At 67.5% G+C, this 23012-nt stretch carries 23 protein-coding genes; 13 read left to right on the top strand and 10 right to left on the bottom strand.

The features are described from left to right. Positions 1-16: 16 nt before the first annotated feature. Positions 17-1225, top strand: a complete 1209-nt coding sequence (locus ACFWUU_RS33550; protein WP_380181556.1) for an MFS transporter — start codon at positions 17-19, stop codon at positions 1223-1225. Here ACFWUU_RS33550 and ACFWUU_RS33545 read toward each other — a convergent pair. Continuing rightward, a complete protein-coding gene (locus ACFWUU_RS33545) occupies positions 1128-2498 on the bottom strand; it encodes an MFS transporter (RefSeq protein WP_380181554.1) in 1371 nt (456 codons plus the stop codon). The genes ACFWUU_RS33550 and ACFWUU_RS33545 overlap by 98 nt on opposite strands. A gap of 39 nt (positions 2499-2537) precedes the next feature. Here ACFWUU_RS33545 and ACFWUU_RS33540 point away from each other — a divergent pair, with 39 nt between their 5' ends. Together ACFWUU_RS33540 and ACFWUU_RS33535 are read left to right on the top strand one after the other, a co-directional pair. Further along, entirely contained in the window at positions 2538-3926 is a 1389-nt protein-coding gene (locus ACFWUU_RS33540) for a pyridoxal phosphate-dependent decarboxylase family protein (RefSeq protein WP_380181552.1), read from the top strand. Between the two features lie 89 nt (positions 3927-4015). Then, on the top strand, positions 4016-4306 hold the full coding sequence (locus ACFWUU_RS33535; RefSeq protein ID WP_380181550.1) for a DUF4287 domain-containing protein: 291 nt from the start codon (positions 4016-4018) through the stop codon (positions 4304-4306). Here the strand turns inward: ACFWUU_RS33535 and ACFWUU_RS33530 are convergent. Then, positions 4296-5258 carry a GNAT family N-acetyltransferase gene (locus tag ACFWUU_RS33530; RefSeq protein ID WP_380181548.1) on the bottom strand — a complete coding sequence of 321 codons (963 nt, stop codon included), beginning with the start codon at positions 5256-5258 and terminating at the stop codon, positions 4296-4298. The genes ACFWUU_RS33535 and ACFWUU_RS33530 overlap by 11 nt on opposite strands. A gap of 6 nt (positions 5259-5264) precedes the next feature. Further along, positions 5265-5819 (bottom strand): hypothetical protein, encoded by a 555-nt coding sequence (locus ACFWUU_RS33525; RefSeq protein ID WP_380181546.1) that lies wholly within the window; start codon positions 5817-5819, stop codon positions 5265-5267. Between the two features lie 118 nt (positions 5820-5937). Here ACFWUU_RS33525 and ACFWUU_RS33520 point away from each other — a divergent pair, with 118 nt between their 5' ends. The 3 genes from ACFWUU_RS33520 to ACFWUU_RS33510 are packed head-to-tail and all read left to right on the top strand — an operon-like array spanning position 5938 to position 7990. Then, complete coding sequence (locus ACFWUU_RS33520; protein WP_380181544.1) at positions 5938-6678, top strand: TrmH family RNA methyltransferase; 741 nt, start codon at positions 5938-5940, stop codon at positions 6676-6678. A gap of 57 nt (positions 6679-6735) precedes the next feature. Then, entirely contained in the window at positions 6736-7260 is a 525-nt protein-coding gene (locus tag ACFWUU_RS33515) for a SigE family RNA polymerase sigma factor (protein ID WP_380181542.1), read from the top strand. Between the two features lies 1 nt (position 7261). Further along, positions 7262-7990: a hypothetical protein gene (locus ACFWUU_RS33510; RefSeq protein WP_380181540.1), complete on the top strand. Its 729-nt coding sequence runs from the start codon at positions 7262-7264 to the stop codon at positions 7988-7990. Here ACFWUU_RS33510 and ACFWUU_RS33505 read toward each other — a convergent pair. Together ACFWUU_RS33505 and ACFWUU_RS33500 are read right to left on the bottom strand one after the other, a co-directional pair. Then, positions 7980-8570: a hypothetical protein gene (locus tag ACFWUU_RS33505; protein WP_380181538.1), complete on the bottom strand. Its 591-nt coding sequence runs from the start codon at positions 8568-8570 to the stop codon at positions 7980-7982. The genes ACFWUU_RS33510 and ACFWUU_RS33505 overlap by 11 nt on opposite strands. Before the next feature lie 18 nt (positions 8571-8588). Continuing rightward, positions 8589-9488, bottom strand: coding sequence for a GIY-YIG nuclease family protein (locus ACFWUU_RS33500; RefSeq protein WP_380181536.1), 900 nt, complete (start codon positions 9486-9488; stop codon positions 8589-8591). 224 nt (positions 9489-9712) lie between these two features. Between ACFWUU_RS33500 and ACFWUU_RS33495 the strand changes: the two genes are divergently transcribed. Then, on the top strand, positions 9713-12682 hold the full coding sequence (locus ACFWUU_RS33495; RefSeq protein WP_380181534.1) for a PQQ-dependent sugar dehydrogenase: 2970 nt from the start codon (positions 9713-9715) through the stop codon (positions 12680-12682). A 42-nt stretch (positions 12683-12724) separates the two neighbouring features. Further along, positions 12725-13846: a serine hydrolase domain-containing protein gene (locus ACFWUU_RS33490; protein WP_380181532.1), complete on the top strand. Its 1122-nt coding sequence runs from the start codon at positions 12725-12727 to the stop codon at positions 13844-13846. On the opposite strand, the gene ACFWUU_RS33485 is transcribed toward ACFWUU_RS33490, so the two are convergent. After that, the gene (locus ACFWUU_RS33485; protein ID WP_380181530.1) at positions 13832-14491 is read right to left on the bottom strand and encodes an alpha/beta fold hydrolase; all 660 of its coding nucleotides are present in this window, start codon (positions 14489-14491) and stop codon (positions 13832-13834) included. The two genes, ACFWUU_RS33490 and ACFWUU_RS33485, sit on opposite strands and share 15 nt — an antisense overlap. A 120-nt stretch (positions 14492-14611) precedes the next feature. On the opposite strand from ACFWUU_RS33485, the gene ACFWUU_RS33480 reads away from it, so the two are divergent. Both ACFWUU_RS33480 and ACFWUU_RS33475 read left to right on the top strand, forming a co-directional pair. Further along, the gene (locus tag ACFWUU_RS33480) at positions 14612-15103 is read left to right on the top strand and encodes a VOC family protein (RefSeq protein WP_380181529.1); all 492 of its coding nucleotides are present in this window, start codon (positions 14612-14614) and stop codon (positions 15101-15103) included. 62 nt (positions 15104-15165) lie between these two features. Further along, positions 15166-16461: an esterase-like activity of phytase family protein gene (locus ACFWUU_RS33475; protein WP_380181527.1), complete on the top strand. Its 1296-nt coding sequence runs from the start codon at positions 15166-15168 to the stop codon at positions 16459-16461. Between the two features lie 41 nt (positions 16462-16502). Here ACFWUU_RS33475 and ACFWUU_RS33470 read toward each other — a convergent pair whose 3' ends face one another. Beyond that, positions 16503-17153 (bottom strand): DUF998 domain-containing protein, encoded by a 651-nt coding sequence (locus tag ACFWUU_RS33470; RefSeq protein WP_380181525.1) that lies wholly within the window; start codon positions 17151-17153, stop codon positions 16503-16505. A 174-nt stretch (positions 17154-17327) separates the two neighbouring features. Between ACFWUU_RS33470 and ACFWUU_RS33465 the strand changes: the two genes are divergently transcribed. Both ACFWUU_RS33465 and ACFWUU_RS33460 read left to right on the top strand, forming a co-directional pair. Further along, entirely contained in the window at positions 17328-18656 is a 1329-nt protein-coding gene (locus ACFWUU_RS33465; protein ID WP_380181522.1) for an FAD-binding oxidoreductase, read from the top strand. Then, on the top strand, positions 18653-19453 hold the full coding sequence (locus ACFWUU_RS33460; RefSeq protein ID WP_380181519.1) for an SDR family NAD(P)-dependent oxidoreductase: 801 nt from the start codon (positions 18653-18655) through the stop codon (positions 19451-19453). The genes ACFWUU_RS33465 and ACFWUU_RS33460 overlap by 4 nt, the downstream gene beginning before the upstream one ends. Here ACFWUU_RS33460 and ACFWUU_RS33455 read toward each other — a convergent pair. Beyond that, complete coding sequence (locus ACFWUU_RS33455) at positions 19440-20279, bottom strand: DMT family transporter (protein ID WP_380181516.1); 840 nt, start codon at positions 20277-20279, stop codon at positions 19440-19442. The genes ACFWUU_RS33460 and ACFWUU_RS33455 overlap by 14 nt on opposite strands. Positions 20280-20367: 88 nt before the next feature. Between ACFWUU_RS33455 and ACFWUU_RS33450 the strand changes: the two genes are divergently transcribed. Beyond that, complete coding sequence (locus ACFWUU_RS33450) at positions 20368-21165, top strand: endonuclease/exonuclease/phosphatase family protein (protein ID WP_380181513.1); 798 nt, start codon at positions 20368-20370, stop codon at positions 21163-21165. On the opposite strand, the gene ACFWUU_RS33445 is transcribed toward ACFWUU_RS33450, so the two are convergent. Together ACFWUU_RS33445 and ACFWUU_RS33440 are read right to left on the bottom strand one after the other, a co-directional pair. Further along, a complete protein-coding gene (locus ACFWUU_RS33445; protein WP_380181511.1) occupies positions 21150-21617 on the bottom strand; it encodes a GNAT family N-acetyltransferase in 468 nt (155 codons plus the stop codon). The genes ACFWUU_RS33450 and ACFWUU_RS33445 overlap by 16 nt on opposite strands. Continuing rightward, complete coding sequence (locus ACFWUU_RS33440) at positions 21607-22986, bottom strand: MFS transporter (RefSeq protein ID WP_380181509.1); 1380 nt, start codon at positions 22984-22986, stop codon at positions 21607-21609. Before ACFWUU_RS33440 ends, ACFWUU_RS33445 begins: the two co-directional genes overlap by 11 nt. Positions 22987-23012 lie beyond the last annotated feature (26 nt).

The raw sequence follows: 23012 nt of genomic DNA, 5'->3' as shown, positions 1-23012 counted from the left end.
TACATAGTAGTGGATTGTGAGGGGTGGACTGCGGGGGTCGGTGGGGTTCTGGTGGCTTTGGGGGGCTCGGGGGGTCTCGGTTCTGGGGGACTCGCTGGGGCTGGTGGCGTTGTTGCTGTATGTGCAGGGGGCCACGGGGGCGGCGCTGGCGGTGGGGTTGTTGTTGTTGGCGGGGGATTTTGTGCCGGGGTTGTTCGGGGCGCTGGCGGGGGCGGTCGGGGATCGGTTCGATCTCAAGCGGGTGATGGTGGGTTGCGACCTCGTGCAGGGGGTGCTGACGGTTGGGATGGCGGTGGTTCTGCCGCCCCTGCCGGTGCTGCTGGTGATGGTTGCGGTCAGGAGTGTTGCGGCGACGGTGTTTCAGGCGGCGTCGCGGAATGCGATGCCGGGGTTGGTGAAGGACGAGCAGCTCGAGGCGGCGAACTCGGCTCTCGGGGCGGGGACCAACGGGCTGGAGGCGGTTGGGCCGTTGATCGCGGCGGCGCTGTTCCTGGTGACCGACGTACGCGGGATTCTGGTCATCGATGCGGCGACGTTCTTTGTGTCGGCGGTGTTGTTGAGTCGGTTGCCGGGGATTCCGCGGGCTGAGCCGTCGGGGCACAGTTTTCTGAGGGACGCGCGGGACGGGCTGGGGTACATCTGGCGGGCCAAGGCTGTGCGCGTGATCGGGATCGGGTTCTTTGCGGTGGTCGCGTTCAACGGGGTGGATGACGTTGCGATGGTGTTTCTCGCGAAGGACGAGTTGCATGGGAGCGACTCGGCGTCGGCCACGTTGTACGCGGGGGTTGGGATCGGGTTGATCGTCGGGTTCATGATCCTTGGGCGGTGCGCGGGGCGCTTCAAGATGCCGACGTTGATGCTGATCGGGTTCGCGGTGAGCAGCTTGGGGAATCTGGTCACGGGCCTCGCGTGGGCGATCTGGGCGGCGCTGGCGTTGCAGGTGATCCGTGGGCTCGGGATCTCGGGGGTCGACGTCGGCGTCAACACTCACTTGCAGCGGGTGGTGCCGGCGCGGCTGCGGAGTCGGGTGTTCGGGAATCTGTACGGCGCAATCGGGCTCGCGGCGGGGATTTCGTACGTGCTGGGCGGGTTGCTGCTGCAGCAGACGGACGCTCGTACGACGTTCATCACAGCGGGGGCTGGTGGGTTGGTGGTAACGGTCGTGACTGCGATCGGAGTTCGGCGATCGGGCGACGGAGAGCACGAGCGCCCGGTACGGCGATGAGGGCGATCGCGGCCATCACGAGGAACGCTGCCGGCGGGTGATCGACGAGCAGGCCGACTACGACGGCGACGATGAGGCCGCCGAGGTTGCCGGACATCCAGATCAGTCCGGCGGCGGTGCCTTCGGCTTCTCCGGTACGGCGTTCTACCAGCTCCAGCACGATCGGGAGGGCTGGGAGGAGGAGCAGGCCGATCAGGGTGATCGCTACGAAGCCGGTCAGTACGCCGGGGGCGAGCGCGAGTAGGACGCAGGCTGCGGCGGTCGCGGTGAGGCTGATGACGAGGAGGGTGGACTCGGCTTGGCGGCGTACGACGAGGATGGGGATGATCGCGCTGCCCAGTACGCCGGCGATGACGTTGACCAGGAGGATGGTGCTGGCGGTGCCGCCGCTGACGCCGGCTGGTTCGAGGAGCGCTTGGGCGAAGGTGCTCATGGCAACGAATACGCCGAACGGGAAGAGCGCGAGCACGCACAGGCGACGGATGAGCGGGTCGCCCCAGGCGGCCGCGAGGGCGCCGCGGTCGGGGCGGCTAGGTGGGGCGGAGCCGGCGGATGCGTCGGCGGCGTACACAGCCGCACTCTCTGCGTGCGCGCCCGGAGGCGCAGTTGCGGGGTCGGCGTGCGCGGCTGCGGTGTCGGTCGGTGGTTCCTGTGGGGTCAGCGGCGCGTCGGCGAAGTAGGCACGGAGGACCGGCGGGTGGGCCGGGTCGAAGGGGCCGGGGCGGCGTATGACGAGGGTGAGGACGAGGGCTGCTAGGACGCAGAAGATTGCGGTGATCCAGAGCATCGTTGGGAGGGAGGAGGCGGTGGTGAAGATGGCGGAGAGGAGGAAGGCGATGACCATCCCGGCGAAGATGCTTGCCGTGCCGACCGCGATTCCGGTGGGGCGGTCCTTCTCTGACAGGTAGCGGCCGGTGATGCCGGTTACTGCGTTGAGGACTAGGGGTTGGGCTATTGAGGCGAGGATCTGGCCGGCTAGGAGCCAGCTGAAGTCGTCGCCGATCAGGCGGACTAACGCGCCTAGTGCTGTGAGTACGGCGCCGGCGATCAGGGCGGGGCGGAACCAGCGGTCCAGTAGGAGGCCGCAGGGGATGGCGAGTACGACGTACAGGAGGGGGAAGACCTGCGCCAGCCAGCCGATTGCGCTTTCGGAGACGTTGTAGTGGTCGGCGGCGACCGTGGTGACGCCGGCGAAGTTGAGCCAGACGAGTTGGGTTGCCGCGCCGACCAATGAGTAGCCGACGATCGCCGGCCACTGACTCCGCATCCGCATCTGCGAACTGTAGCGCCGGGACTGGCGTACAAAGGAGGAATGGTTGATTGGGAGGGGCCGCTGTCCGAGGCGTACGACCGGGCGTTGACTTATCTGGAGGCGTTGCCGGAGCGGCGGGTGGGGCCGCGGGCGACGGCGGCTGAGCTGCATGAGGCCCTCGGCGGGCCGTTGCCGACTGCGCCGACCGATCCGCGTGAGGTGGTTGAGCACCTTGCGAAGGGGGTTGATGACGGGCTGTTGCCGAGTGGGAGTGGGCGGTTCTTCGGGTTTGTGTTCGGCGGCGCTACGCCGGCGTCGCTCGCGGCGGACTGGTTGACGACGGTGTGGGATCAGAACGCGGGGCTGTACGCCGCTTCGCCCGCGGCCGCCGTGGTCGAGGACGTGACCGCGCGGTGGCTGGTTGAGCTGTTCGGGCTGCCGGGAGGCACGTCGGTCGGGTTCGTCACCGGCGCGCAGATGGCGAACTTCACGGCGCTGGCGGCGGCACGGCATGAGGTACTGCGCCGGGCCGGGTGGGACGTGGAGCGTCAGGGGTTGAGCGGGTCGCCGAGGATCCGGGTGCTGGCCGGAGCCGAGCGGCACGACACGATCGATCGAGCGCTGCGGTTCCTGGGGCTGGGGACGGACTGCATCGAGCCGATCCCGGTCGACGACCAAGGCAGGATGCGCGCTGATGCGCTCGCCGAGGCGCTCCGAGAAAGTGGACGCGGCGCGGTGCCCACGATCGTGTGTGCGCAGGCTGGGAATGTGAACACTGGAGCGTTTGATCCGGTCGCCGAGGTTTGCGAGATCGCGCATGCTCACGGTGCGTGGGTTCATGTCGACGGAGCGTTCGGGATCTGGGCGCGGGTTAGTTCGGGCCTTAGGCAACTAGTTGATGGGGTCGAACTGGCTGATTCGTGGGCGACGGATGCGCACAAGTGGCTCAACGTGCCGTACGACTCGGGGCTCGTGTTCTGCGCGCACCCCGAGCCGCATCGCGCGGCGATGTCGATCCGCGCCGCCTACCTGATCCAGGACGAGAACGGCGAACGGGACTCGCTCGACTACAACCCGGAGTTCTCACGGCGTGCCCGGGGCATTCCGGTGTACGCCGCCATCCGGGCGTTGGGACGTGAAGGTATCGCCGAGATCGTCGACCGTTGTCACGCGATGGCAGAACGATTTGCAGAACACCTGCGCAAAGCAGATGTCGAGGTCCTGAACGACGTGGTCCTCAACCAGGTCCTCGTCCGCTTCGACGACGACGTGACCACCCGGCGCGTGGTCACCGAAGTACAGAACGAAGGCACCTGCTGGATGTCCGGCACCACCTGGCAAGGTAAGGCCGCCATGCGCATCTCGGTCTCCAACTGGACAACCGGTCCCGAAGACATCGACCGCTCCGCAGAAGCCGTCCTGCGCTGTCTGCAACAGATCCGAGGCTAGTTCCCGGACAACAAACTTCTCTGCACCGTGTCGATTTCCGGCGGCGTCGCTCGACGCACAGGCGTACGACGATCACAGGAGGAAATGACATGTCGTTTCAGGCGTACTTGGACAAGATTGAAGAGAAGACCGGGCGGACCCCGCGGGAGCTGGTCGACGAGGCCAAGGCGAAGGGGTATCAGGATGTCAAGGCCGGGGTGATCTGCGACTGGCTCAAGGAGGACTACGAGCTCGGCCGTGGGCACGCGATGGCGCTCGTGCACGTGATCAAGAACGGGCCGCAGATCAGCGACAAGCATGTCGGCACCAACGGCACCCACTCCGACCCCAGCAACCTGCTCTGGCTCGATGGCAAGGCGACCAACCCGCTCAACGCGTAGTCGGGATGGTGCGTCGCCAACCCTCGAGGACCAGAGTCGGACGCATGCCGACCGACAGGTAGAGGTGCAGCGCCGGGGTCGGGTTGTTGGTGTCGACGTGCAGGTTCGTGCCGGTTCGGCCGGCGGCTGCGTCGAGGGCGAAGGCGTCGCGGAGCAGGTAGGTGGCCAGACCTCGCCCACGGGCCGACTCGATCACGCCGAGCCCGTTGATATGCCCGCAATTCTCGATCTCGAGATCCCGATCGCTGCAGTCGCGGAACGCGACTGCTTTCCCGTCGAGCTCGAGCAGAGTGAACTGGGACCACGAGAAATTGGCGTGTACCGCGCGGGCCTCGAGCCATTCCTCGTGCGGACGAGCGACAAAACCGAATTGACCACGAAAACAGTCGATGATGACATCATGCGCGATCCGACGAGTACGGTCGTCGTCCGCGCCACGGTGAACGACGTAGCCGGCAGGTACGTCGGGAGCGACGACCGGTCCGGTGTGGTCGATCCGCATCCGGTTGAACGTCGTACCGGTGCTGAATTCGTGGTCGGACAACAGCGCACGCAGGGACGCGTCGGCGCCGTAGACGTAGCTGTCGACAGTGACCTGCGCGTGGCCTGCTTCGCGTCCCATCTCCTCCGCGCGTCGCATGGATCGGTCGAACAGCCAGCCGGCGACCACCGGGTCTTGTGACACCACCTCGATCTCGGCCACCTCGCGATTGCCTTTGCCGAAAGCCGTCCCGTAGCCGACCGGCACCTCGTCCCGGTCGACTACCAGCCAGCCGTCGGTCCGGGGCTTGAAGCCCGGGTCAACGATGCCGCCGGTGATGTCGGCCAACGTGCAGTCGGCGGAGCCGATCACAGCGGTGTTGTACGCCGAGACCAGGGCGAAGATCGCCCTGGAATCGGCAGGCACAGGCGGTCGGACCGTGTACTCGGTCGGCAGTACGGCGGTGGTCATTGCGCCTCACCACCGATGGGCGATGTCGACGACGACTCGGCTGCCGGAGCCCGGACCGTCGAGGGTGAACACGCGGAACGGCAGGCGGGCTCGGAGCCCGATCCCGATCCAGGCGGCGCCTTCGGTGTCACCGGCGTACGAGATCTGGCGGAGCGTGCGGTACCCGGAGACGTTCGCCAGTTCGACTTCGTTCGGAGGCTGGAACGCCCAGTGGCCGGCGTCATCCATAGCGCGGACGCCAAGCATGAGCTCCAGTTTCGCGCCACCACGGAGCGGAACGGGATGGCCGGCACCGGCGCGGAAGACGTCCGGGACGTACCGCGCGGAGTACGCGGTCGGCGTGCTCGTGACGTCGAAGACGATCCGGTCGAAACAGGCGTGCCGGCCGGCGCGGACCGTCGCCAGCGTCGCGGTGCTGACGTTGTTACTTGCCTCCGGCAATGAACCCCAGGCGGTCTGGCAACCGGTGGCGGCCGACGCGGTGGCAGGTACGGCAACAGCTGGAACCGAAACCACCGCGAGTACGGCGATCGTGGTTCGGATGGAATGGAAAAGCTTCATTTTTGTCCCCCCTTTGAGACACCTGTTCGATGCATTCAGAGAGGCAGAAGTTGACATTTCGGAGCAGTGATCTTAAGTGCCTGGAATTCGACGCTAGGTGATGGCGTACCGTAGGCGGGTGGAATCGAGGAAGTCGCCGCGCGACAAGTGGATCACGGTCTACGGGCGCAAGCCTGTGCTCGAGGCCCTGCACGATCCGAAGCTCTCGGTGGCGAAGGTGGTGCTGGCCGACAACGCGACCGGCGGCTCGATGCAGGAGATCCTGCGAGCCGCGGAGCGGTACGGGACCCCGGTCGAGCGGGCCACGGCCAGCCGGGTGAAGTGGCTGGCCGGGAACGGGAAGCACGACCAGGGTGTGGTCGCGGACGTCGACGCGCCGCGGATGACGCCGCTGGAGGAGTTCGTCCGGGATCGCGGCAAGCGGCCGACGAACGTGTTCCTGCTCGACGGCGTCACCAACCCGGGCAACGTCGGCATGATCCTGCGTACGGCGACCGGCGCCGGCTTCGACGGCGTGATCCTGCCCAAGGCCGGTACGCCGCACGTCGGCCCGCTGGTGATCAAAGCCTCGGCCGGGATCGCCTTCCAAGCGCCGATCGTGAACGCCTCCACCGCTAAAGCCGCAGTCGACCTGCTCCGAACGGCCGGGTACCACATCTACGGGCTCGCAGCCCGCTCGCAGGACTCGCTGTTCAAGGCCGAGCTCGCCCCGCGCGCGGTCTACGTGCTCGGCGGCGAGACCAACGGCATCACCGTGTCGACCGACTCCGACCTGCAGATCCCGCTGCACGCCGGTGTCGAGTCCCTGAACGTCGCCGTCGCCGCCGCGGTCGTCGCCTTCGAGGTCACCAACCGCTGATGCAACCGAACCTCGCGCCGACGCGTTTATTGCGCAGCGCGAGTTGAGGAGGCGAGGTTGGACAGCGAGGCGGAGGGCGAATACACCGCGTTCGTGACCCATCACGCCAACGCGATGTGGCGTACGGCGTACCTGCTCTGCGGGGACCGTCGGCGGGCCGAGGACGCGACCCAGGAGGCGCTGCTCCGGCTGTACCGGCGCTGGCCGAAGTTGCACCGCAAAGGCGGGATCGTCACGTACGCGCGGAAAGTGGTCGTCTCGGCAACCCTCGATGGACTGCGCCGGCGGTCGAGCAGTGAGGTCGTCGGCGGTGACACGTACTTCACCGGCGAGGCCGACCCCACCGACCACGTCGGCCGCGTCGAGCGGCGGCTCGTGATCACGCAGGCGCTCGCCGAACTCCCCGAGCGGCAACGGGCGTGCGTCGTACTGCGGTACTTCGACGACCTGTCCGTCGAGGAGACCGCCGACGTACTGGGTTGTCGCCCGGGCACCGTGAAGAGCCAGACGCTGCGCGCGCTCGACAAGCTCCGCCTGCACCCGGCCCTCGCCGACTTCGACCTCGCCGAACTGGGAGGCTGACATGACGAACCAACTCAAAGACCTGATGACAGAGGCTGTCGACGCGCAAGCGCCGTACGTCCCCGATGTGGACACGCTCCTGCGGACCGGACGCAAGCAGGTACGGCGACGCCGCCTGGCGACCGTGATCGCGACCACCGCGGCCGTTGCGCTGGTGGCGGGTGCGACGACGGTCGCAGTCGGAACGATCAATCGCTCCGAGGATCCCGTCGCTCCCGTGCAGACGCCGACCCAGACTCCTCTGGCACTCCCATCTGCACCGCCCGGCGGCAGCACCGGGCTGTGCACCGCCGCGGACGGTTCGGCATCCGACGGGTGGCTGTGGCCGAAGGTCGTCCTCTACACCCAGGACACGTTCGGGATGACGATGGTCAGGAAGTCGCAGGCGGGCGGCATCGCGTTCTGCACGACCGAGTGGGGCAACGGAGCCAAGCTGTCCGTCGTACCAGGTGGAGCGAAGGACGGGATCGTGCTGCGCAAGACCGCCGCGGAAGGGCGCGGCGCGCAACCTGGTTCGAGTGTGACGAGCGTCTTCGGCACCGTGCCGCGTGGGACTCCTCCGCGCGTGACGGTCGAGACCGCCGACGGACATGTCGGCGTCGCCAAGGTCAAGGACGGGTACTTCGTCTACCGCCACGTCGAGCACTCGCCCTGGCCCGGCCCGGTTCCGCACGCGATCGTCCGGTTCAAGTTCGCGGGCAAAGCGGAGTACGTCGCGGCTAGCCGGTGATCTCGCCGGCCAGCTGTTCGGCTGAGTCGCGGGTGTAGCCGCCGGAGATCTCGATCTTGCCGCCCGCGATCGCCGACTGGACCGACGGTGCCGTGACGACCTGTCCGCGGACCACGATCGCCAGCTGGTTCGCCGGCGGGTTCGCCTTCGACAGGCTGGAAGTGAGCTGGGCGAACAGTTTGGTGCCCTCTGGGTCGAGCGTGAGGCCGACGTACCACCCGCCGGTCGTCGAGCCCTGCTGGATCCCGGTCTTGACCTCGGTGACGTTGCTGCCGTCGAGCTCGACCTTGCCGAGCGTGTAGCGCATACCCTTCGCATCGCACGCCGTACCCGCGGGCGCCGGCGTCGGGCAGGTGCCCGCCTTCACAGTCAGCACGCGACGGAACTCGACCGCCGTCGGGTCCGAAGGCTTGGTGCGAACCGCCGGCTCGGCCGGCGTGTCGTCGCTGCGCTTGATCACCAGGACGACACCAGTCACCACGATCGCGATCAGCAGCAGCACGAGCCCGCCGACCAGCAGCAGCGGACCCCGCGACCGCTTGGGCGAAGGCTGCTGCGGAAACAAAGGCGGGTAAGTCATGAACGACATGCTAGGTAATCAAGAAGTCACCTTGAGCAGCCGTGCCGCCAACTCGGCGTTCCGCTGAGCAAACGTCCGCCACGGCTCCGGCGTCGCCGCCACCCGCTCCCGCGCCGTCGCTTCATGAACTGCGCGCACCGTCCACGTGCACATCCGCCCACCACGCACTTCGAACCGCACGAGTACGCCGTCCGCCCACCCATAGACGTCCACATCCGTGGGCTCGAGCCAAGCAACCTTCTGCTCCGCCACGATCCAATCCAGCGCCTCGAGCTCCCCTTGTACCTTCGCCGCGAACTCGTACCGCAGCTCAGCCGCAGCACGATCCCGACGACGCACCAGCTCCTCACGCAACCCCGAGACCGCAGCCGGATCCCTTTGCAGTACGGCGATCGCAGTACGAGCCAGCGCCTCGCGATCCCCCGGCCCGATCCCGAACAGCCGCCCGAACTCCTCGGCCGACCCATCCCCCTCCACCGTGTACTGCAACGGCAACACCCGATGCAGCCCGGAGATCGCCTGCCTGATCCGCAGCCCGCCGAGGTAGGGACCGAAATGCGGTGACGGGCCGGTGACGCTGTGCTCAAATCTCAAGCCTGGCTTGGATCCGGAGGAGAGGCGGATGTAGCCGACGACCTCCGCACCGCCCTCGATGCGGTTCCAGCGCGGCTTCGAGTGTTCGAGGAGATTGCGTTCCAGCCACGCCGCCTCGTGCTCGGAGTCGCAGGAAACGCCTTCTACGCGGGCGATCCGCCGTACCATCCGGGCGAGATGCGGACGATCGCCGACATTCACCCAATAGGACTGCACGCGCCGCCGCAGGTTCCGGGCACGGCCGATATACAGCACCTTGCCGGCATCGTCGCGGAAACGGTACACGCCCGGCACTGTCGGCAACTCCCGGACGCTGCGAATCATCAGCCCAGTGTGCCCGATCGGATCGAACGAGTGATTGTCGGTTGAGTGTTTGAAACGAATGCGCATCTGGGGTTGTGCACCAAGACGGCGCAGGTCATTCTGGCGAGCGATCCGAGTGTTCGCAGGGGGCTGTGAGGGCGAGCACCGGACCTGGGAGGCTGGGGGGCTTCGTGAGGTTATCCGCCACATGGCTGCGTCATGCGCTGCCTGCGTTGTGTGTACTGGTGTTGCTGCCGCTTGCCGTGATCGCGCCGGCACAGGCCGCGGTCGCGCCGACCGGTTTCAGCGAGCAGGTCGTGTTCACCGGGCTGACGAATCCGACGAACGTCGCGTTCTCGCCGGACGGCCGGGTGTTCGTCGCCGAGAAGAGCGGCCTGATCAAGGTCTTCGACTCGCTCGAGGATCCGACACCGAGCGTGTACGCCGATCTGCGTACCGAGGTCTACAACTACTGGGACCGCGGCCTGCTGGGCATGGCCCTGAACCCCAACTTCCCAACGGATCCACGCATTTACGTGCTGTACACGCACGACGGGCTGATCGGCGGACCGACCCCGAAATGGGGTACGCCGGACACGAACGACGACCCTTGTCCCTCGCCACCCGGCCCGACCGCTGACGGTTGCCAGGCCAGTGCGCGACTCTCCGTCCTCAACGGCACCGGCGCCGAACAGGTGCTGGTCGAGGACTGGTGCCAGGTGTTCCCGAGCCACTCGATCGGCTCGATCGAGTTCGGCCCGGACGGGATGCTGTACGCCGGCGGCGGCGACGGCGGCAGCTTCAACTACGTCGACTACGGCCAGGACAGCTACCCGTCGTCCGACGTGACGCCGGACAACCCTTGTGGTGATGGACCTGCAGCTGTCGGTACGACGCTGACGCCGCCGACCGCCGAAGGTGGTGCGCTCCGAGCTCAGGACGTCCGTACGCCGGGCGATCCGGCCGGCCTCGACGGTTCGATCATCCGCATCGATCCCGACACCGGTCAGGCCGCGCCCGGCAACCCGGCGGCGAGCAGCGCGGACCTCAACGCGCGCCGCATCGTCGCGAACGGCATGCGCAACCCGATGCGGTTCACGTTCCGGCCGGGAACCAAGGAGATGTGGATCGGCGACGTCGGCTACTCGACCTGGGAGGAGATCGACCGGATCGTCGACCCGACCGCGAAGGTCACGAACTTCGGCTGGCCGTGCTACGAAGGCGCCAACCGACAGCCCGGGTACGACGCGATCAACGTCAACCTGTGCGAGAACCTGTACGCCGCCGGCCCGTCCGCGGTGACCCCGCCGTACTACGCGTACAAGCACACCGACCACATCGTGACCGGCGAATCCTGCACGGTCGGCAGCTCGTCGATCTCCGGCATGCAGTTCTACGGCAACGGGAACTACCCGGCGGAGTACAACGGCGCGCTGTTCTTCGCGGACTACAGCCGCCGCTGCGTCTGGGCAATGATGCCCGGCGCGGACGGCCTGCCGGATCCCGCGAAGATCCAGAACTTCGCCTCCGGGTACGGCGCGACCAAGCTGCAGACCGGCCCGGGTGGGGACCTGTTCGCAGTGGACTACGACAACGGCCGGCTGCTCCGGTACGTGTACGACGCGACGAACAACCCGCCGACCGCGGTGATCCACGCGGACCCGTCGAGCGGGCCGACGCCGTTGGCAGTGACGTTCGACGGGACCGCCTCCAACGACGCCGACGGCAATCCGTTGACGTACGCGTGGGACCTTGACGGCGACGGTGTGTACGACGACTCGACGGCGGCGACCGTGCAGCACACGTACATGAATTCGGGAGAAGTCGTCGCGCGGTTGAAGGTGTCGGACGGCCATACGACCGGTACGACGTCGATGCAGATCAACGTGGCGAATACGGCGCCGACGGCGCTGATCACCTCACCTGGTCCGGCGACGACGTGGAAGGTCGGGGACACGATCAGCTTCTCGGGTTCGGCGACCGATCCGGAGCAAGGGACGTTGCCGGCGTCGGCGTTGACGTGGTCGCTGATCATGCATCACTGTCCGAGCGACTGCCACACGCACACGATCACGTCGATGACCGGTGCGCAAGGATCGTTCACCGCGCCGGATCACGAGTATCCGTCGTACCTCGAACTGAAGCTGACCGCGACGGACGCACAAGGTTTGACCGACACGAAGAGCGTGCGGCTCGATCCGAAGACGGTCGGGCTGCGGCTCGCCTCCTCGCCTGCGGGGTTGCCTGTGACCTCGCTCGACACGACGGCGAAGACTCCCTTCACCTCGACGGTGATCGTCGGGTCGAGCGTGTCGGTGTCCGCTGATCCGACGCAGCCGGTGGCGAACCAGCTCTACCGGTTCGCGACCTGGTCGGACGGCGGCGCGCGGAACCACAACCTCGTCGCGCCCGCGGCGGCCACGACGTACACGGCGTCGTACGGCGTGAAGCGGAACCTCGCGCGTGGTCGACCGGCGCTTGCCTCGAGCACCTATCTTGCGGGGCGAGAGGCAACGAAGGCTGTTGACGGGTCGATGTCGACGGCGTGGTCGAGTGCGCGGACCGATCCGCAATGGCTCCGGATCGATCTGGGATCGGTGCAGGTGGTCAACCGGGTGCTGCTGAACTGGTTGTCGACGGCGTACGCGAAGTCGTACCAGATCCAGGTCTCCGGAAGCGCGCGGACGTGGAAGACCGTCTACTCCACGACGGCCGGCGACGGCGGGACCGACAGCGTGCAGTTCAGTGCGAACTACGCCAGGTATATCCGGATCAACGCGACCAAGCGGGCTGTTGCCGGCAGCTACTACTCGCTGTGGGAGTTCGGCGCTTTCCAGGACGCCGGGCCCGCGACCGGGATCGGTGGCAAGTGCATCGACGTCTACCAAGCCGCATCCGCGGACGGTACGCCGACGACGCTCTACACCTGCAAGTCGTCGGCGAACCAGCTGTGGACGCCGTCGCTCGAGGACGGAACCGTTCGGACGATGGGCAAATGCCTGTCGGCTCGTACGACGACTCTCAACACCCCTGCGGTGTTGTGGACCTGCGACAGTTCACCCGGCCAGCGATGGATTCCCCAGACCAACGGCACCTTGGTCAACGCCGCGTCCGGACTGTGCCTCAATGCGACCGGCGGTTCGAGTGCCAACGGCACCAAGCTCATCCTCGCGACGTGTACGACCGCGACGAACCAGAAGTGGGTGCTGCCGTAATTCGGTCGTTCTGACGGCCGCGCCCGATCTATCGTCTTCCGCATGAGCAAGGGTTGGGTGGACGAGGGGTACGGCGCGGTCGCGGACACGTTCGCCGAGAACTTCTCGCTGTTTCCGGATCTGGGCGCGGCCGTCACGGTGTACGCCGGTGGGCGCAAGGTGGTCGAGCTATGGGACGGCGATGCGGCGCCGGGGCGGCTCTGGTCGCAGGAGACCGTCGTACCGGTGTTCTCGTGCGCCAAGGGGCTCGTGAGCGTCGTCGTACACCTGCTAGCTCAGTCTGGGGAGCTGTCGCTCGACGAGCCGATCGGGACGTACTGGCCCTCGTTTGTTGCTAACGGCAAAGAGGACATCAGCTGCCGGATGGTGCTCGGGCATCGGGCCGGGATCCCGGTGCTGGACAAGACGCTCTCGTTCGAGGAGATCGCGGCCTGGACGCCGGTGGTTGCGGCGATCGAGGAACAGAAGCCGTTGTGGGAGCCGGGGACGACGTACGAGTATCACGGCCATGTGTTCGGGTTCGTGCTCGGCGAGGTGGTCCGGCGGCTGACCGGACAGTTGCCGGGGGCATACTTCCGGACTGTCATCGGTGACCCGCTCGGGTTGCGGGCGTGGATCGGGTTGCCCGCGTCGGAGCTGCCGAACCTGGCCCGGTTGGAGGAGTCCGAAGGACGTCCGCCGGCGCTGGATCCCGAGCATCTGTTGATGCGCATCGTGACGATGAACGGCGCGCTCGAGTTTCCGGGTCTCGACGTCTCGCACGGCTGGAACGATCCTGCCCTGCTTGCGATGGAACTGCCTGGTGCAGGTGCTGTTGCCTCGGCAACCGGTCTGGCCGGCGTGTACGCCGCCGCGATCACCGGACTCGACGGCGCCGAGCCGCTGCTGTCTCGTGGCACCGTCTCCGATGCAGCCCGAGAGGTGTCGGCCGGCAAGAGCTACCTGGGCTTCGACGCCGGCGCGCGGTGGGGCTCCGGCTTTCTGCTGGACTCGGCGTTCCGTCCTACCCTCGGTCCGCGCAGCCTGGCGAACGACGGTGCCGGCGGGCAGTTCGCGTTCGCGGACGACGAGCATGGCATCGCCTTCGCCTACATCGCCAACCGGATGATCGGCCACGGCGACGCACGCGCGACCCGCTTGATCGAGGCCCTAGCTAAGCAATAGGTCGGCGACTGCCTGCGGAGCCTCGTTCATCACGTCGTGGCCGGTCGGGACGACGTGGACCTGCCAGTCAGGATCGGCCTCGAGCCGGGTGCGGAGCCCGGCGAACGGCGTCTGCTCCTCCCAGCCCGAGCAGTAGACGAAGTCCCGGCGAGCGATCCGATCGACCTCGCCGGTGAGCCGGATCTCCTGCATGAACGAGGCAAGGGGATGCGGCCGGCGACGGGGGTCGCGGTTGCCTGGCGGGCTGACGGCGTACCCGGTGGCCGCGGCACCGGCGGTGGCCACTTCCCGGAAGTAGTCGTTCACCAACGACCACCACGACTCGCCGTCGCGTGGCACGAACGCGTCGAGATGGACCAGCCGCGAGATCCGGTTGGCGGCGCGGTCCGCGGCGGCGGTGATCACCATGCCGGCATAGCTGTGGCCGACCAACGTGACGTCGGACAGGTCGGCACGATCGAGGAACCGCAGTACGTCGTGAACGTGCGTGTCGAGGTTGGCCGTCGCGACCGTCGCGTCGTCGTCGGTCGGCCCCAGACCGGTCAGCGTCAGGGCGTGAACCACCTGACCGGCCAGCAGCGGGATCACCGCCTCGTAGGCCCAGGAGCCCTTCCACCCACCGGGAACCAGAACAAATGTCGTCATGAGGCAATCTCACAAGATCCACCTCTGGCTTGCCACCGCTAGGAAGCCAGGGAATACCTCTTCGCCGCCAACCCGCTTCAGAGGACAAAAGCTGTCCTCTACTAAGTCCAGGATGAAGTCATGACCAAGAACCCTGGCGGTAAGTCGACTGTTACTCCGTACGTCGCCGTTCGCGGCGCCGCGGCCTGGCTCGAGTTCGTCCAGCAGGCGTTCGGGACCAAGCCGGCCTTCGCCGTACCCAACGAGGACGGCACGATCGGCCACGCCGAGATCACGATCGGCGACTCGGTGGTGATGGCCTTCGATGCCCGACCCGACTGGCCCGACACCCCGAGCTTCCTCAGCGTGTACGTCGACGACGCGGACGCCACCGTCGCTCGTGCCGTCGCCGCCGGCGCGACCGTCGTCACCGAGCTGACCACATCCCGCATCGTCGGCGACCGCGGCGCCCGCATCAAGGACCCGGCCGGCAACATCTGGTGGATCCAGACCCACCTGTACGACGTAAACCCCGCCGACCTCCCCGCCCTCTTCGCCGACCCCGACGAGGCCGCCACCATGCGCCGCCTGCAGGAATCCTTCGCCGCGGAAATGCGCTCGCGGGTCCCGTAGTTCATGTGACGTTCACGCGGCCAGGGGAGGGTCGCGTGGACGTCTGTGAGGGGAGAGTTGGCATGTCTCGTGGTAAGTGGGTGATGGCGGCTTCGGTGGTGGGGGTTGCCGCGTTGGTGGCGGGTACGGCGCCGGCTGCCGTGGCCGGTGACCGTGGGCCGAAGGTGGTCGGGACGGCGACGTTGCCGGACATCTCGTTGGGGAAGTTCTCGAACTCGCTGATCCGTGGGTCGGTGGACAACGACCGGAAGGTCGACCTCGGCGGGATCGGGAGTGACATCTTCCCGGCCGGCAAGAGCGGCGAGTTCTGGACCGTGACCGACCGTGGGCCGAACGGGCAGATCAAGATCGACGACGTGAACCGGCGGACGTTCCCGGTGCCCGGGTTCGACCCCGCGATCGTCAAGATCAAGGTCGACGGCAAGAAGCTGAAGGTGATCGACGCGATCCCGATCACCACCCGGCACGGCAAGCCGGTCACCGGCCTGTCGAACCAGGAGAGCCGCGACGAGCTCCCGTACAACTTCGACGCCTCGACGCGGCTCGGCATCAACCCGAACGGCCTCGACACCGAGGGCATCGTCCGGGCCAACGATGGCACGTTCTGGCTGGTCGACGAGTACAGCCCGTCGCTCGTGCACGTGTCCAGCCGCGGTCAGGTGCTCGCGCGGTACGTCCCGAAGGGCCTGAACCTGAAGGGCGCCGACTACCCGGTCATCGAGTCGCTGCCGGCGATCTTCCTGACCCGCAAGATCAACCGCGGCTTCGAGGGTCTGGCGCAGCTGCCCGGCGGCGACCTGGTCCTCGCGCTGCAGAGCCCACTGTCGAACCCGACCAAGAAGGTCGGCGAGGCCTCGCTCAACACCCGGCTGCTCCGGTTCTCGCCGCACCGCGGGAAGCTGACGGCGGAGTACGCGTACCAGTTCGACCCGGTCGGCGTGGTCGACCCGGGTGAGGACGACACCAGCGAGCTGAAGATCTCGTCGATCGTTGCCGCAGGCCCCGAAACGCTGCTCGTCGAGGAGCGGACCGACAACGCCGCCCGGCTGCAGCGCGTCGTACTGCGGCCGTCCGCGAACATCCTCGGGTCGAAGTGGGACGACGCTGCGACCACCCCGTCGTACGAAGCCGACGCGACCGGTGTGCCGGTGTTGAAGAAGCAGCTGTTCCTCGACCTGAACACGGTCAAGGGTGCACCGAAGAAGATCGAGGGTGTGGCGCTGCTGTCGCACGACACCCTGATCGTCATCAACGACAACGACTTCGGGATGACCGACGGTCCGGCGGCTTTCGATGCCAAGGGCAACCTGGTCGACAGCGACATCGAGACGACGCTGGTCACGATCCGCCTGCACTGAAGGATCGGCCCTGGGAGCACAGGGAGCTCCCAGGGCCGCTTTCAGCGCCGCTTGTCGAGGCAGACCGCGGTGAGCCAGGTCCAGCCGAGGACGACGGCGAGATCGAACGCGATGATCGTGGGGCGGCTGCCGGCGCCGGCGCTGAGCCCGGCGAAGGCGCCGAAGAACAGGATGCCGGTGGCGGCGGAGAAGCGGGCGAAGCCGCGGCGGCCGATCGAGCGGTAGTGCGCGGCAATCACGAGGCACGCCGCGATGAGGCCGGTGAAGCCGATGCCGCCGGCAACGAAGTGGCCCATGCCGCGGGTGCTGATCTCGGCGTAGTCGGCGGGAGTGCCGACCGGGAAGCCGGCCGCCGGGTCGGCGGGGAACGCGGCGGCGAGCAGTAGGCCGAAGCCGTACGCGCCCACCAGCCATGGTCCCCAGGTCCGACCTCGACCAGCGAGGGTACGGCGGAGGCCGATGGCGGCCGCGATCGACAGTAGGCCGCTGACGATGAAGTTCGTGGTCTGGATCCAGCCGGGGCCGCCGTTGGCGAGGAGGCTGGCGGGGTGGCGGGTGATGTCGAAGCCTTCCCGGGTGAACGCCTGCACCAGCCACACCGCGACGTACAGCGGACCGGCGACCGCACCGCCGGTGAGCAGGGCACGGGTGGAGACGCTGCCGGCCGAAACGGTCACATCGTGAGTAGTCATCTCAAAGTTCCTTCCACAGAGGAGTTCGTTACCCCTGCGTCGAGCGAACGCGCCCCGGTTCGACACGACAGACGAAATAGGCCCGCGAAGTGTGATGTGCGCTTGTTCACGTCACATGACCTGCCCGGCCGACGTCAGGTGTTTGTTCGATGAGGACAAACGCAAAGGAACGTCATGAACGCAGTGATCGAAGGATTCGGTGGGGAGATCGTCGGACCGGACGACGCGGGGTACGACGCCGCGAGCCGGACCGTGCTGGTCGGGGGCAGCCCGGCGTACGTCCTCAGGCCGGCGAGTGTCGAGGACGTCCGGAAAGCCGTCGCGTACGCCGCCGCGAGCGGGCTGCCGCTGGCGGTCCGGGGCGGCGGGCACGCGTTCGCCGGATTCGGGACGAACGCCGGCGGAGTGGTGATCGACCTGAGCCAGCTGGCCGGGATCGAGGTCATCGACAAGGAGAAGAACGTCGTACGGATCGGCGGCGGCGCCACCTGGGGACAGGTCGCGGCCGCGCTGGCTCCGCACGGGCTGGCGATCTCGTCGGGTGACACGAAGAGTGTCGGCGTCGGCGGGCTGACGCTGACCGGTGGGATCGGATGGAAGGTCCGCAAGTACGGTCTGGCGCTCGACCAGCTGGTCGCGGTGCAGGTGGTGACCGCCGCGGGCGACGTCGTCCGCGCGGCCGAGGACGAGAACGCCGAGCTGTTCTGGGCGATCCGCGGTGGTGGCGGGAACTTCGGGGTCGTGACCGCGTTCGAGTTCGCGGCGCACCCGACGACCGACATCTACTTCGGCAAGGTCGTGTTCCCGGCGAACGAGATCGCCGAGGTGCTGCAGGGCTGGGCGGAGTACCAGCGCACCGCGCCGGCCGAGCTCACCTCGATCGCGGCGTTCGCCAACCCGTTCCTCGGCGGTCCCGAGGCACCGCTGGAGATCGAGGTCGCGTTCGACGGCGACGACGCGGAGCTGGCCGCGCAGGCGATCGACCCGATCCGCAAGCTCGGCACGGTACTCGCCGACGATGTCGCGCTCCGGCCGTACGCCGAGGTTCTGGTCGACGGGGTGACTCCGCCGCCCGGCATCCAGCTGATCACCCGGAGTGCCTTTGTCGACAAGGATTCCGTCCCGGAGGTGCTGCGGATCCTCGCCGAGACCGGTGCGACGCAGGGTTCGCCGATCATGTCCGTCCGTACCGTCGGCGGGGCCGTCTCCGAGGTCGCGGCCGACGCCACGGCGTACGCCCATCGTGAGGCGGAGCTGATGTTCGCCACGACCACGATCGGCCCGCCGCCGGTCGTCGAAGCCACCCGTCCGGCCCGGCAGGCGCTCTGGGACAAGCTCGCTCCGCAGGTCAGGGGCGCGTACGCGAACTTCTTGTCCGAAGCCGAGGACGCCGATGTGGATGCGGTCTACCCGACGGCGACGTACGAGCGGCTTGCGGCGGTCAAGCGCGAGTACGACCCGGCCAACCTGTTCGCCGGGAACCACAATGTGAGGCCCGCATGAGCAAGGTCTGGTTCGTCACCGGCTCGTCCCGCGGGCTCGGCCGGCACTTCGTCGAGGCTGCCCTGTCCCGCGGGGACCGGGTGGCCGCGACGGCCCGGAAGAGTCTGAATGAGCTGGTCGACACGTACGGCGACGCCGTACTGCCGCTCGAGGTCGACGTCACCGACAAGGCCGCTGTTTTCGGGGCCGTCGAGCAGGCCAAGGAGCATTTCGGCCGGCTCGACGTGATCGTGAACAACGCCGGCTACGGGCTGTCCGGTGCCATCGAGGAGATCAGCGACCAGCAACTGCGCGACCAGTTCGAGACCAACCTCTTCGGTACGATCTGGGTGGTCCAGGCAGCGCTTCCGTACCTGCGTGAGCAGGGCAGCGGCCACATCATCCAGATCTCCTCGGTCGCTGGCCTGGTCGGACTCGCTCTCGGCGGCGGATACTGCGCGTCCAAGTGGGCGCTCGAAGGTCTGAGCGAGGTGCTTGCCCAGGAGGTCGCCGGCTTCGGCATCAACGTCACGGTCGTCGAGCCCGGCGGCTACGCGACGGATGGCCTGACCGGCGGGGTGGCCGCGACGCCTAATCCGTTGTACGACGGCCACCGCAAGGCTCTCGTGGATTATGTCGCGGCGGTCGACTTCGACGACCCGGCCGCGGCCGGGCGCGCGATCCTCGAGCTCGCCGACACCCCCAACCCGCCGCTGCGGGTCTTCTTCGGCCAGGGCCACGAGCTGGTCAAGCAGGCGTACGCCGAGCGGCTGCAGACCTGGGAGGACTGGAAAGAGCTGTCGCTCAAGGCGATGTAGGTTCGCGATGCAGCCCGACCGCGACGACGATGATCGCAACCGCGGCCAGTTCGGCCGGCCGCGGGAACTGCCGCAGTACGACGGCACCGATCACCGTCGCCGTGGCGGGCAGCAACGCCAGCATCAACGCGAACGTGGACCGCTTCAACCGCGCCATCGCGAGCTGATCCGCGACGTACGGAATCACCGATGAGCACACGCCTACTCCTACGGCTGCGGCGAGCAGTCCGGGATCGGTGAAGGCGGGGACGGCTGCGTGTAGTCCTACGGGTAGTGCGAGGACGGTCGCTACGGCCATCGCTAGTGCGAGGCCATCGATCCGTTGCAGGCCTTGTGACATCCGGTGGCCGAGCACGACGTACGCGGCGAAGAGGATCGCGTTGAGGGCGGTGAAGACCAGCCCGATCCAGTCGTGGGACAGGCGGATGTCTGTCAGCACGTAGACGCCGGCGACTGCGAGTAGGAGCGCCAGCAGGTTGCGCAGGGAGTGCACTGCGATCGCGGCGAGCACGATCACCGGCGCGAACTCGGCGGCGGCGACTGTGCCGAGAGGGATCCGGTCGATCGCCAAGTAGAAGCAGCAGTTCATCACCGCGAGGACGGCACCCCACGCGATCACCAGGCGTCGGGTGGTCCACGAGAGGGTCCGCCAGGTCCGCCACGGCCGGCGCCAGACCGAGAAGATCAGACCAGCGGCGGCGATCCGCAGCCAGGCCACGCCGAGTGGATCGATCCGCGCGAAGAGCAGGACCGCGAACGCGGGTCCCAGGTAGTGGAACACCGCGCTGACGATGAAGTAGGCCTGCGGCGGGACAGTCCTTCGCATCACTTCACGGTAGGAAGCGGCACGGCTTTCGACCATGGTGTTTCGGTAAGGACCGGCCCTTGATCCTTTCCGATGTGATACTGCCGTGGTGTTTGCTGCTCTGGCTGGTTCCTTGCTGATGCTCGTGTCGCCACTGACTGCTCAAGCGGAGGTGGAGGCCACCCCGGTGAAGACGCTGACGTTCAACATCCACCACGGCGCGGGGGTCGACGGCAAGCTCGACCTCGAGCGGGTCGCGAAGACGATCGAGGCCTCCGGTGCCGGTGTCGTCGGCCTGCAGGAGGTCGACAAGTACTTCGACGCCCGTAGCAACTGGGTCGACCAGCCGGCCTGGCTGGCGGCGCGGCTGAAGATGAACTACGTCTTCGCCGCCAACCTGGACTGGGATCCGCTCGAGCCGGGCAAGCCCCGACGGCAGTACGGCACGCTGGTGCTGTCGAAGTACCCGATCGTTGACTCGCGCAACAGTCTGTTGCCGCTGCATCCGGGGAGCGAGCAGCGTGGTCTGCTCGAGGCGCTGATCGATGTCGACGGCAGGCCGTTGCGCTTTGCCGACACGCATCTGACCACGATCAACGACGGCGAGCGGATCGAACAGGTGAACGCGATCGTTGCCTTGCTCAAGGATGCGCCCGAGGCAACGTTGCTGGTCGGCGACTTCAACGCCGTATCGACGTCGGCCGAGGTGAAGACGCTCACCACGCACTTGACCGACACCTGGCCGGAGAAGGGGTTCGGGCTCGGGCTCACCAGTCCGGTTCCGTTGCCGACCAAGCGGATCGATTACCAGCTGCACAGCGCGCAGTTGGCGACGACCGCGGTGTCCGTCCCGGTGAGCTTCGCCTCCGACCACCTCCCGGTCGCGGCCACCTATTCGTTGAGCTGAGCCTCGTACGCCTCGGGCGACCAGCCGGCTGCGGTCTTCGTGACCAGCTTGGCGCCGAGGCGTTCGTAGAAGCGGTAGCCGGCCGTGTTCTCGAGGCGGAGACCCCAGCCGATCGGGAGTCGGTCCGGCAGCGCGTACCGGGCGAGGCCGAGCATCAACCGGCGACCGACGCCGGCGTCACGGAATGCCTCGCGGACGTAGAGGTCGTCCAGCGCGAGCTGATCGCCGCCGACCCAGAGGTACGGGCGGCGAAGGGCGGACACATACCCCGCGACGTTGCCGTCGACCTCTGCGAGCAGCACGATCACATCCTCGCGTTCGAGGAACCCTTCCCAGTCGTGCACGCTCGCAGTGACGTACTGCTGCTGATCCTGGTACGCCGCCAGCTCCCCGAGCATGGTCAGCACGGTCTCCGCATCCGCGACCACCGCGCGGCGAATCTCAATGGACATGAACCCCTCCGGTTGAAGGCTTGAACGCCGGTACGACGATCAGCGCAAGGACAGCCGCCACCGCTGCGGTGATCGCGGCGAACGTGAACCCACGGGAGAACCCGGTCGACACCGTGCCGGCCAGGCTGGCCGCCGCGACACTAGACACCGCCGCTACGCCGAGCGATGCACCGAACTCGTGGAACGTGCTCAGGATGCCGGACGCGAGGCCCGCCTCCCGATGATCGATCTGCGCGAACGTCGTGGTCGAGGACGCGACGAACGCAGCACCGAGTCCGACCGTCCCGACGGTCATCCCGATCACGATCTCAGCGGCACCGTCCCAGATCGCGGGGACAGCGACCCCGATCGCCGTGATCGCGAATCCGACGACGGCGACCGGTCGTGCGCCGACCCGTCCGACGAGTTGGCTGGCCAGATGCGCGCCGACGATCGCGGCGATTGCCACCGGCAAGAACAGCAGTCCGGTGCGCAGGGCGCCGTACTGCTTGAAGTGTTGTAGGTAGAAGGATCCTAGGAAGAACATCGAGATCATCAGAGCCGTTGCTACCAGCAACATGAAGGTGCCTGCGGCAACAGGTCGCCGGGTCAGGATCCGGAGGTCCATCAGTGGCCACCGGACGGATCGCTGGACCCAGGCGAAGACGCCGTACAGGACGAGGGCACCGGCCAGCGTGCCGAGGGTCGCGGCCGAGAGCCAGCCGCGGTCGCCGGCGTTGATGAGCGCATAGATCGCCGTACCTGTGCCGGCTGTGACGAGAAGAGCACCCGGTACGTCGAGACGACCCTGCTGCTCACTCGGGCGGTCGGCGGGGAGCATCCGGAGCAGGAGGATGAACACGATCAGGCCGATGGGCAGGTTGATGTAGAAGACCCACTGCCAGCCGGGGCCGGCGGTGAGCAGACCGCCGAGGAGTACGCCGATCGCCGAGCCGCCACCGCCCATCGCGGACCAGATGCCGAGGGCCTGGTTGCGCTCGTCGCCGTCGAACGTCTTCGTGACGACGGACAGCGCGGCCGGCGAGAGCATCGCGGCGCCGATGCCCTGCGCGACGCGGCCGGCGAGGAGGAGCTCGGGCCCGTTGGCCAGGCCGGTGACGAGCGAGGCCGCGGTGAACACGATCAGACCGGTCAGTACGACGCGGCGGGAACCGAACAGGTCGGCGGCGCGGCCGCCCAGGAGCATCAGGCCGCCGAACATCAGCGTGTACGCGCTGACCACCCAGGTCAGGGTCTCGCGGCCGAGGTGGAGATCGGTCTCGATGTTCGGCAGCGCGATCGCCACCACGGTGACGTCGAGGATCAGCATGAACTGCGCGACGGCGAGCAGCCCCAGCAGTCGCCACCGCCGGGGGTCGGGTTGATTCATCGGTCATCATCCTTAAGTTGAACAGG

It is taken from the genome of Kribbella sp. NPDC058693 (assembly GCF_042715335.1).
GTDB lineage: Bacteria > Actinomycetota > Actinomycetes > Propionibacteriales > Kribbellaceae > Kribbella > Kribbella jiaozuonensis.
The sequence above is the reverse complement of the archived record's forward strand: the minus strand, read 5'-3'. Positions and strand labels throughout refer to the sequence as shown.

Coding starts and splice junctions, on each gene's coding strand:
- ACFWUU_RS33445 (WP_380181511.1), bottom strand. CDS start 21,617: ATGTCCATTGAGATTCGCCGCGCGGTGGTCGCGGATGCGGAGACCGTG.
- ACFWUU_RS33545 (WP_380181554.1), bottom strand. CDS start 2,498: ATGCGGATGCGGAGTCAGTGGCCGGCGATCGTCGGCTACTCATTGGTC.
- ACFWUU_RS33505 (WP_380181538.1), bottom strand. CDS start 8,570: ATGACTTACCCGCCTTTGTTTCCGCAGCAGCCTTCGCCCAAGCGGTCG.
- ACFWUU_RS33460 (WP_380181519.1), top strand. CDS start 18,653: ATGAGCAAGGTCTGGTTCGTCACCGGCTCGTCCCGCGGGCTCGGCCGG.
- ACFWUU_RS33480 (WP_380181529.1), top strand. CDS start 14,612: ATGACCAAGAACCCTGGCGGTAAGTCGACTGTTACTCCGTACGTCGCC.
- ACFWUU_RS33485 (WP_380181530.1), bottom strand. CDS start 14,491: ATGACGACATTTGTTCTGGTTCCCGGTGGGTGGAAGGGCTCCTGGGCC.
- ACFWUU_RS33510 (WP_380181540.1), top strand. CDS start 7,262: ATGACGAACCAACTCAAAGACCTGATGACAGAGGCTGTCGACGCGCAA.
- ACFWUU_RS33455 (WP_380181516.1), bottom strand. CDS start 20,279: ATGCGAAGGACTGTCCCGCCGCAGGCCTACTTCATCGTCAGCGCGGTG.
- ACFWUU_RS33440 (WP_380181509.1), bottom strand. CDS start 22,986: ATGAATCAACCCGACCCCCGGCGGTGGCGACTGCTGGGGCTGCTCGCC.
- ACFWUU_RS33475 (WP_380181527.1), top strand. CDS start 15,166: ATGTCTCGTGGTAAGTGGGTGATGGCGGCTTCGGTGGTGGGGGTTGCC.
- ACFWUU_RS33465 (WP_380181522.1), top strand. CDS start 17,328: ATGAACGCAGTGATCGAAGGATTCGGTGGGGAGATCGTCGGACCGGAC.
- ACFWUU_RS33470 (WP_380181525.1), bottom strand. CDS start 17,153: ATGACTACTCACGATGTGACCGTTTCGGCCGGCAGCGTCTCCACCCGT.
- ACFWUU_RS33525 (WP_380181546.1), bottom strand. CDS start 5,819: ATGAAGCTTTTCCATTCCATCCGAACCACGATCGCCGTACTCGCGGTG.
- ACFWUU_RS33535 (WP_380181550.1), top strand. CDS start 4,016: ATGTCGTTTCAGGCGTACTTGGACAAGATTGAAGAGAAGACCGGGCGG.
- ACFWUU_RS33540 (WP_380181552.1), top strand. CDS start 2,538: ATGGTTGATTGGGAGGGGCCGCTGTCCGAGGCGTACGACCGGGCGTTG.
- ACFWUU_RS33500 (WP_380181536.1), bottom strand. CDS start 9,488: ATGATTCGCAGCGTCCGGGAGTTGCCGACAGTGCCGGGCGTGTACCGT.
- ACFWUU_RS33530 (WP_380181548.1), bottom strand. CDS start 5,258: ATGACCACCGCCGTACTGCCGACCGAGTACACGGTCCGACCGCCTGTG.
- ACFWUU_RS33490 (WP_380181532.1), top strand. CDS start 12,725: ATGAGCAAGGGTTGGGTGGACGAGGGGTACGGCGCGGTCGCGGACACG.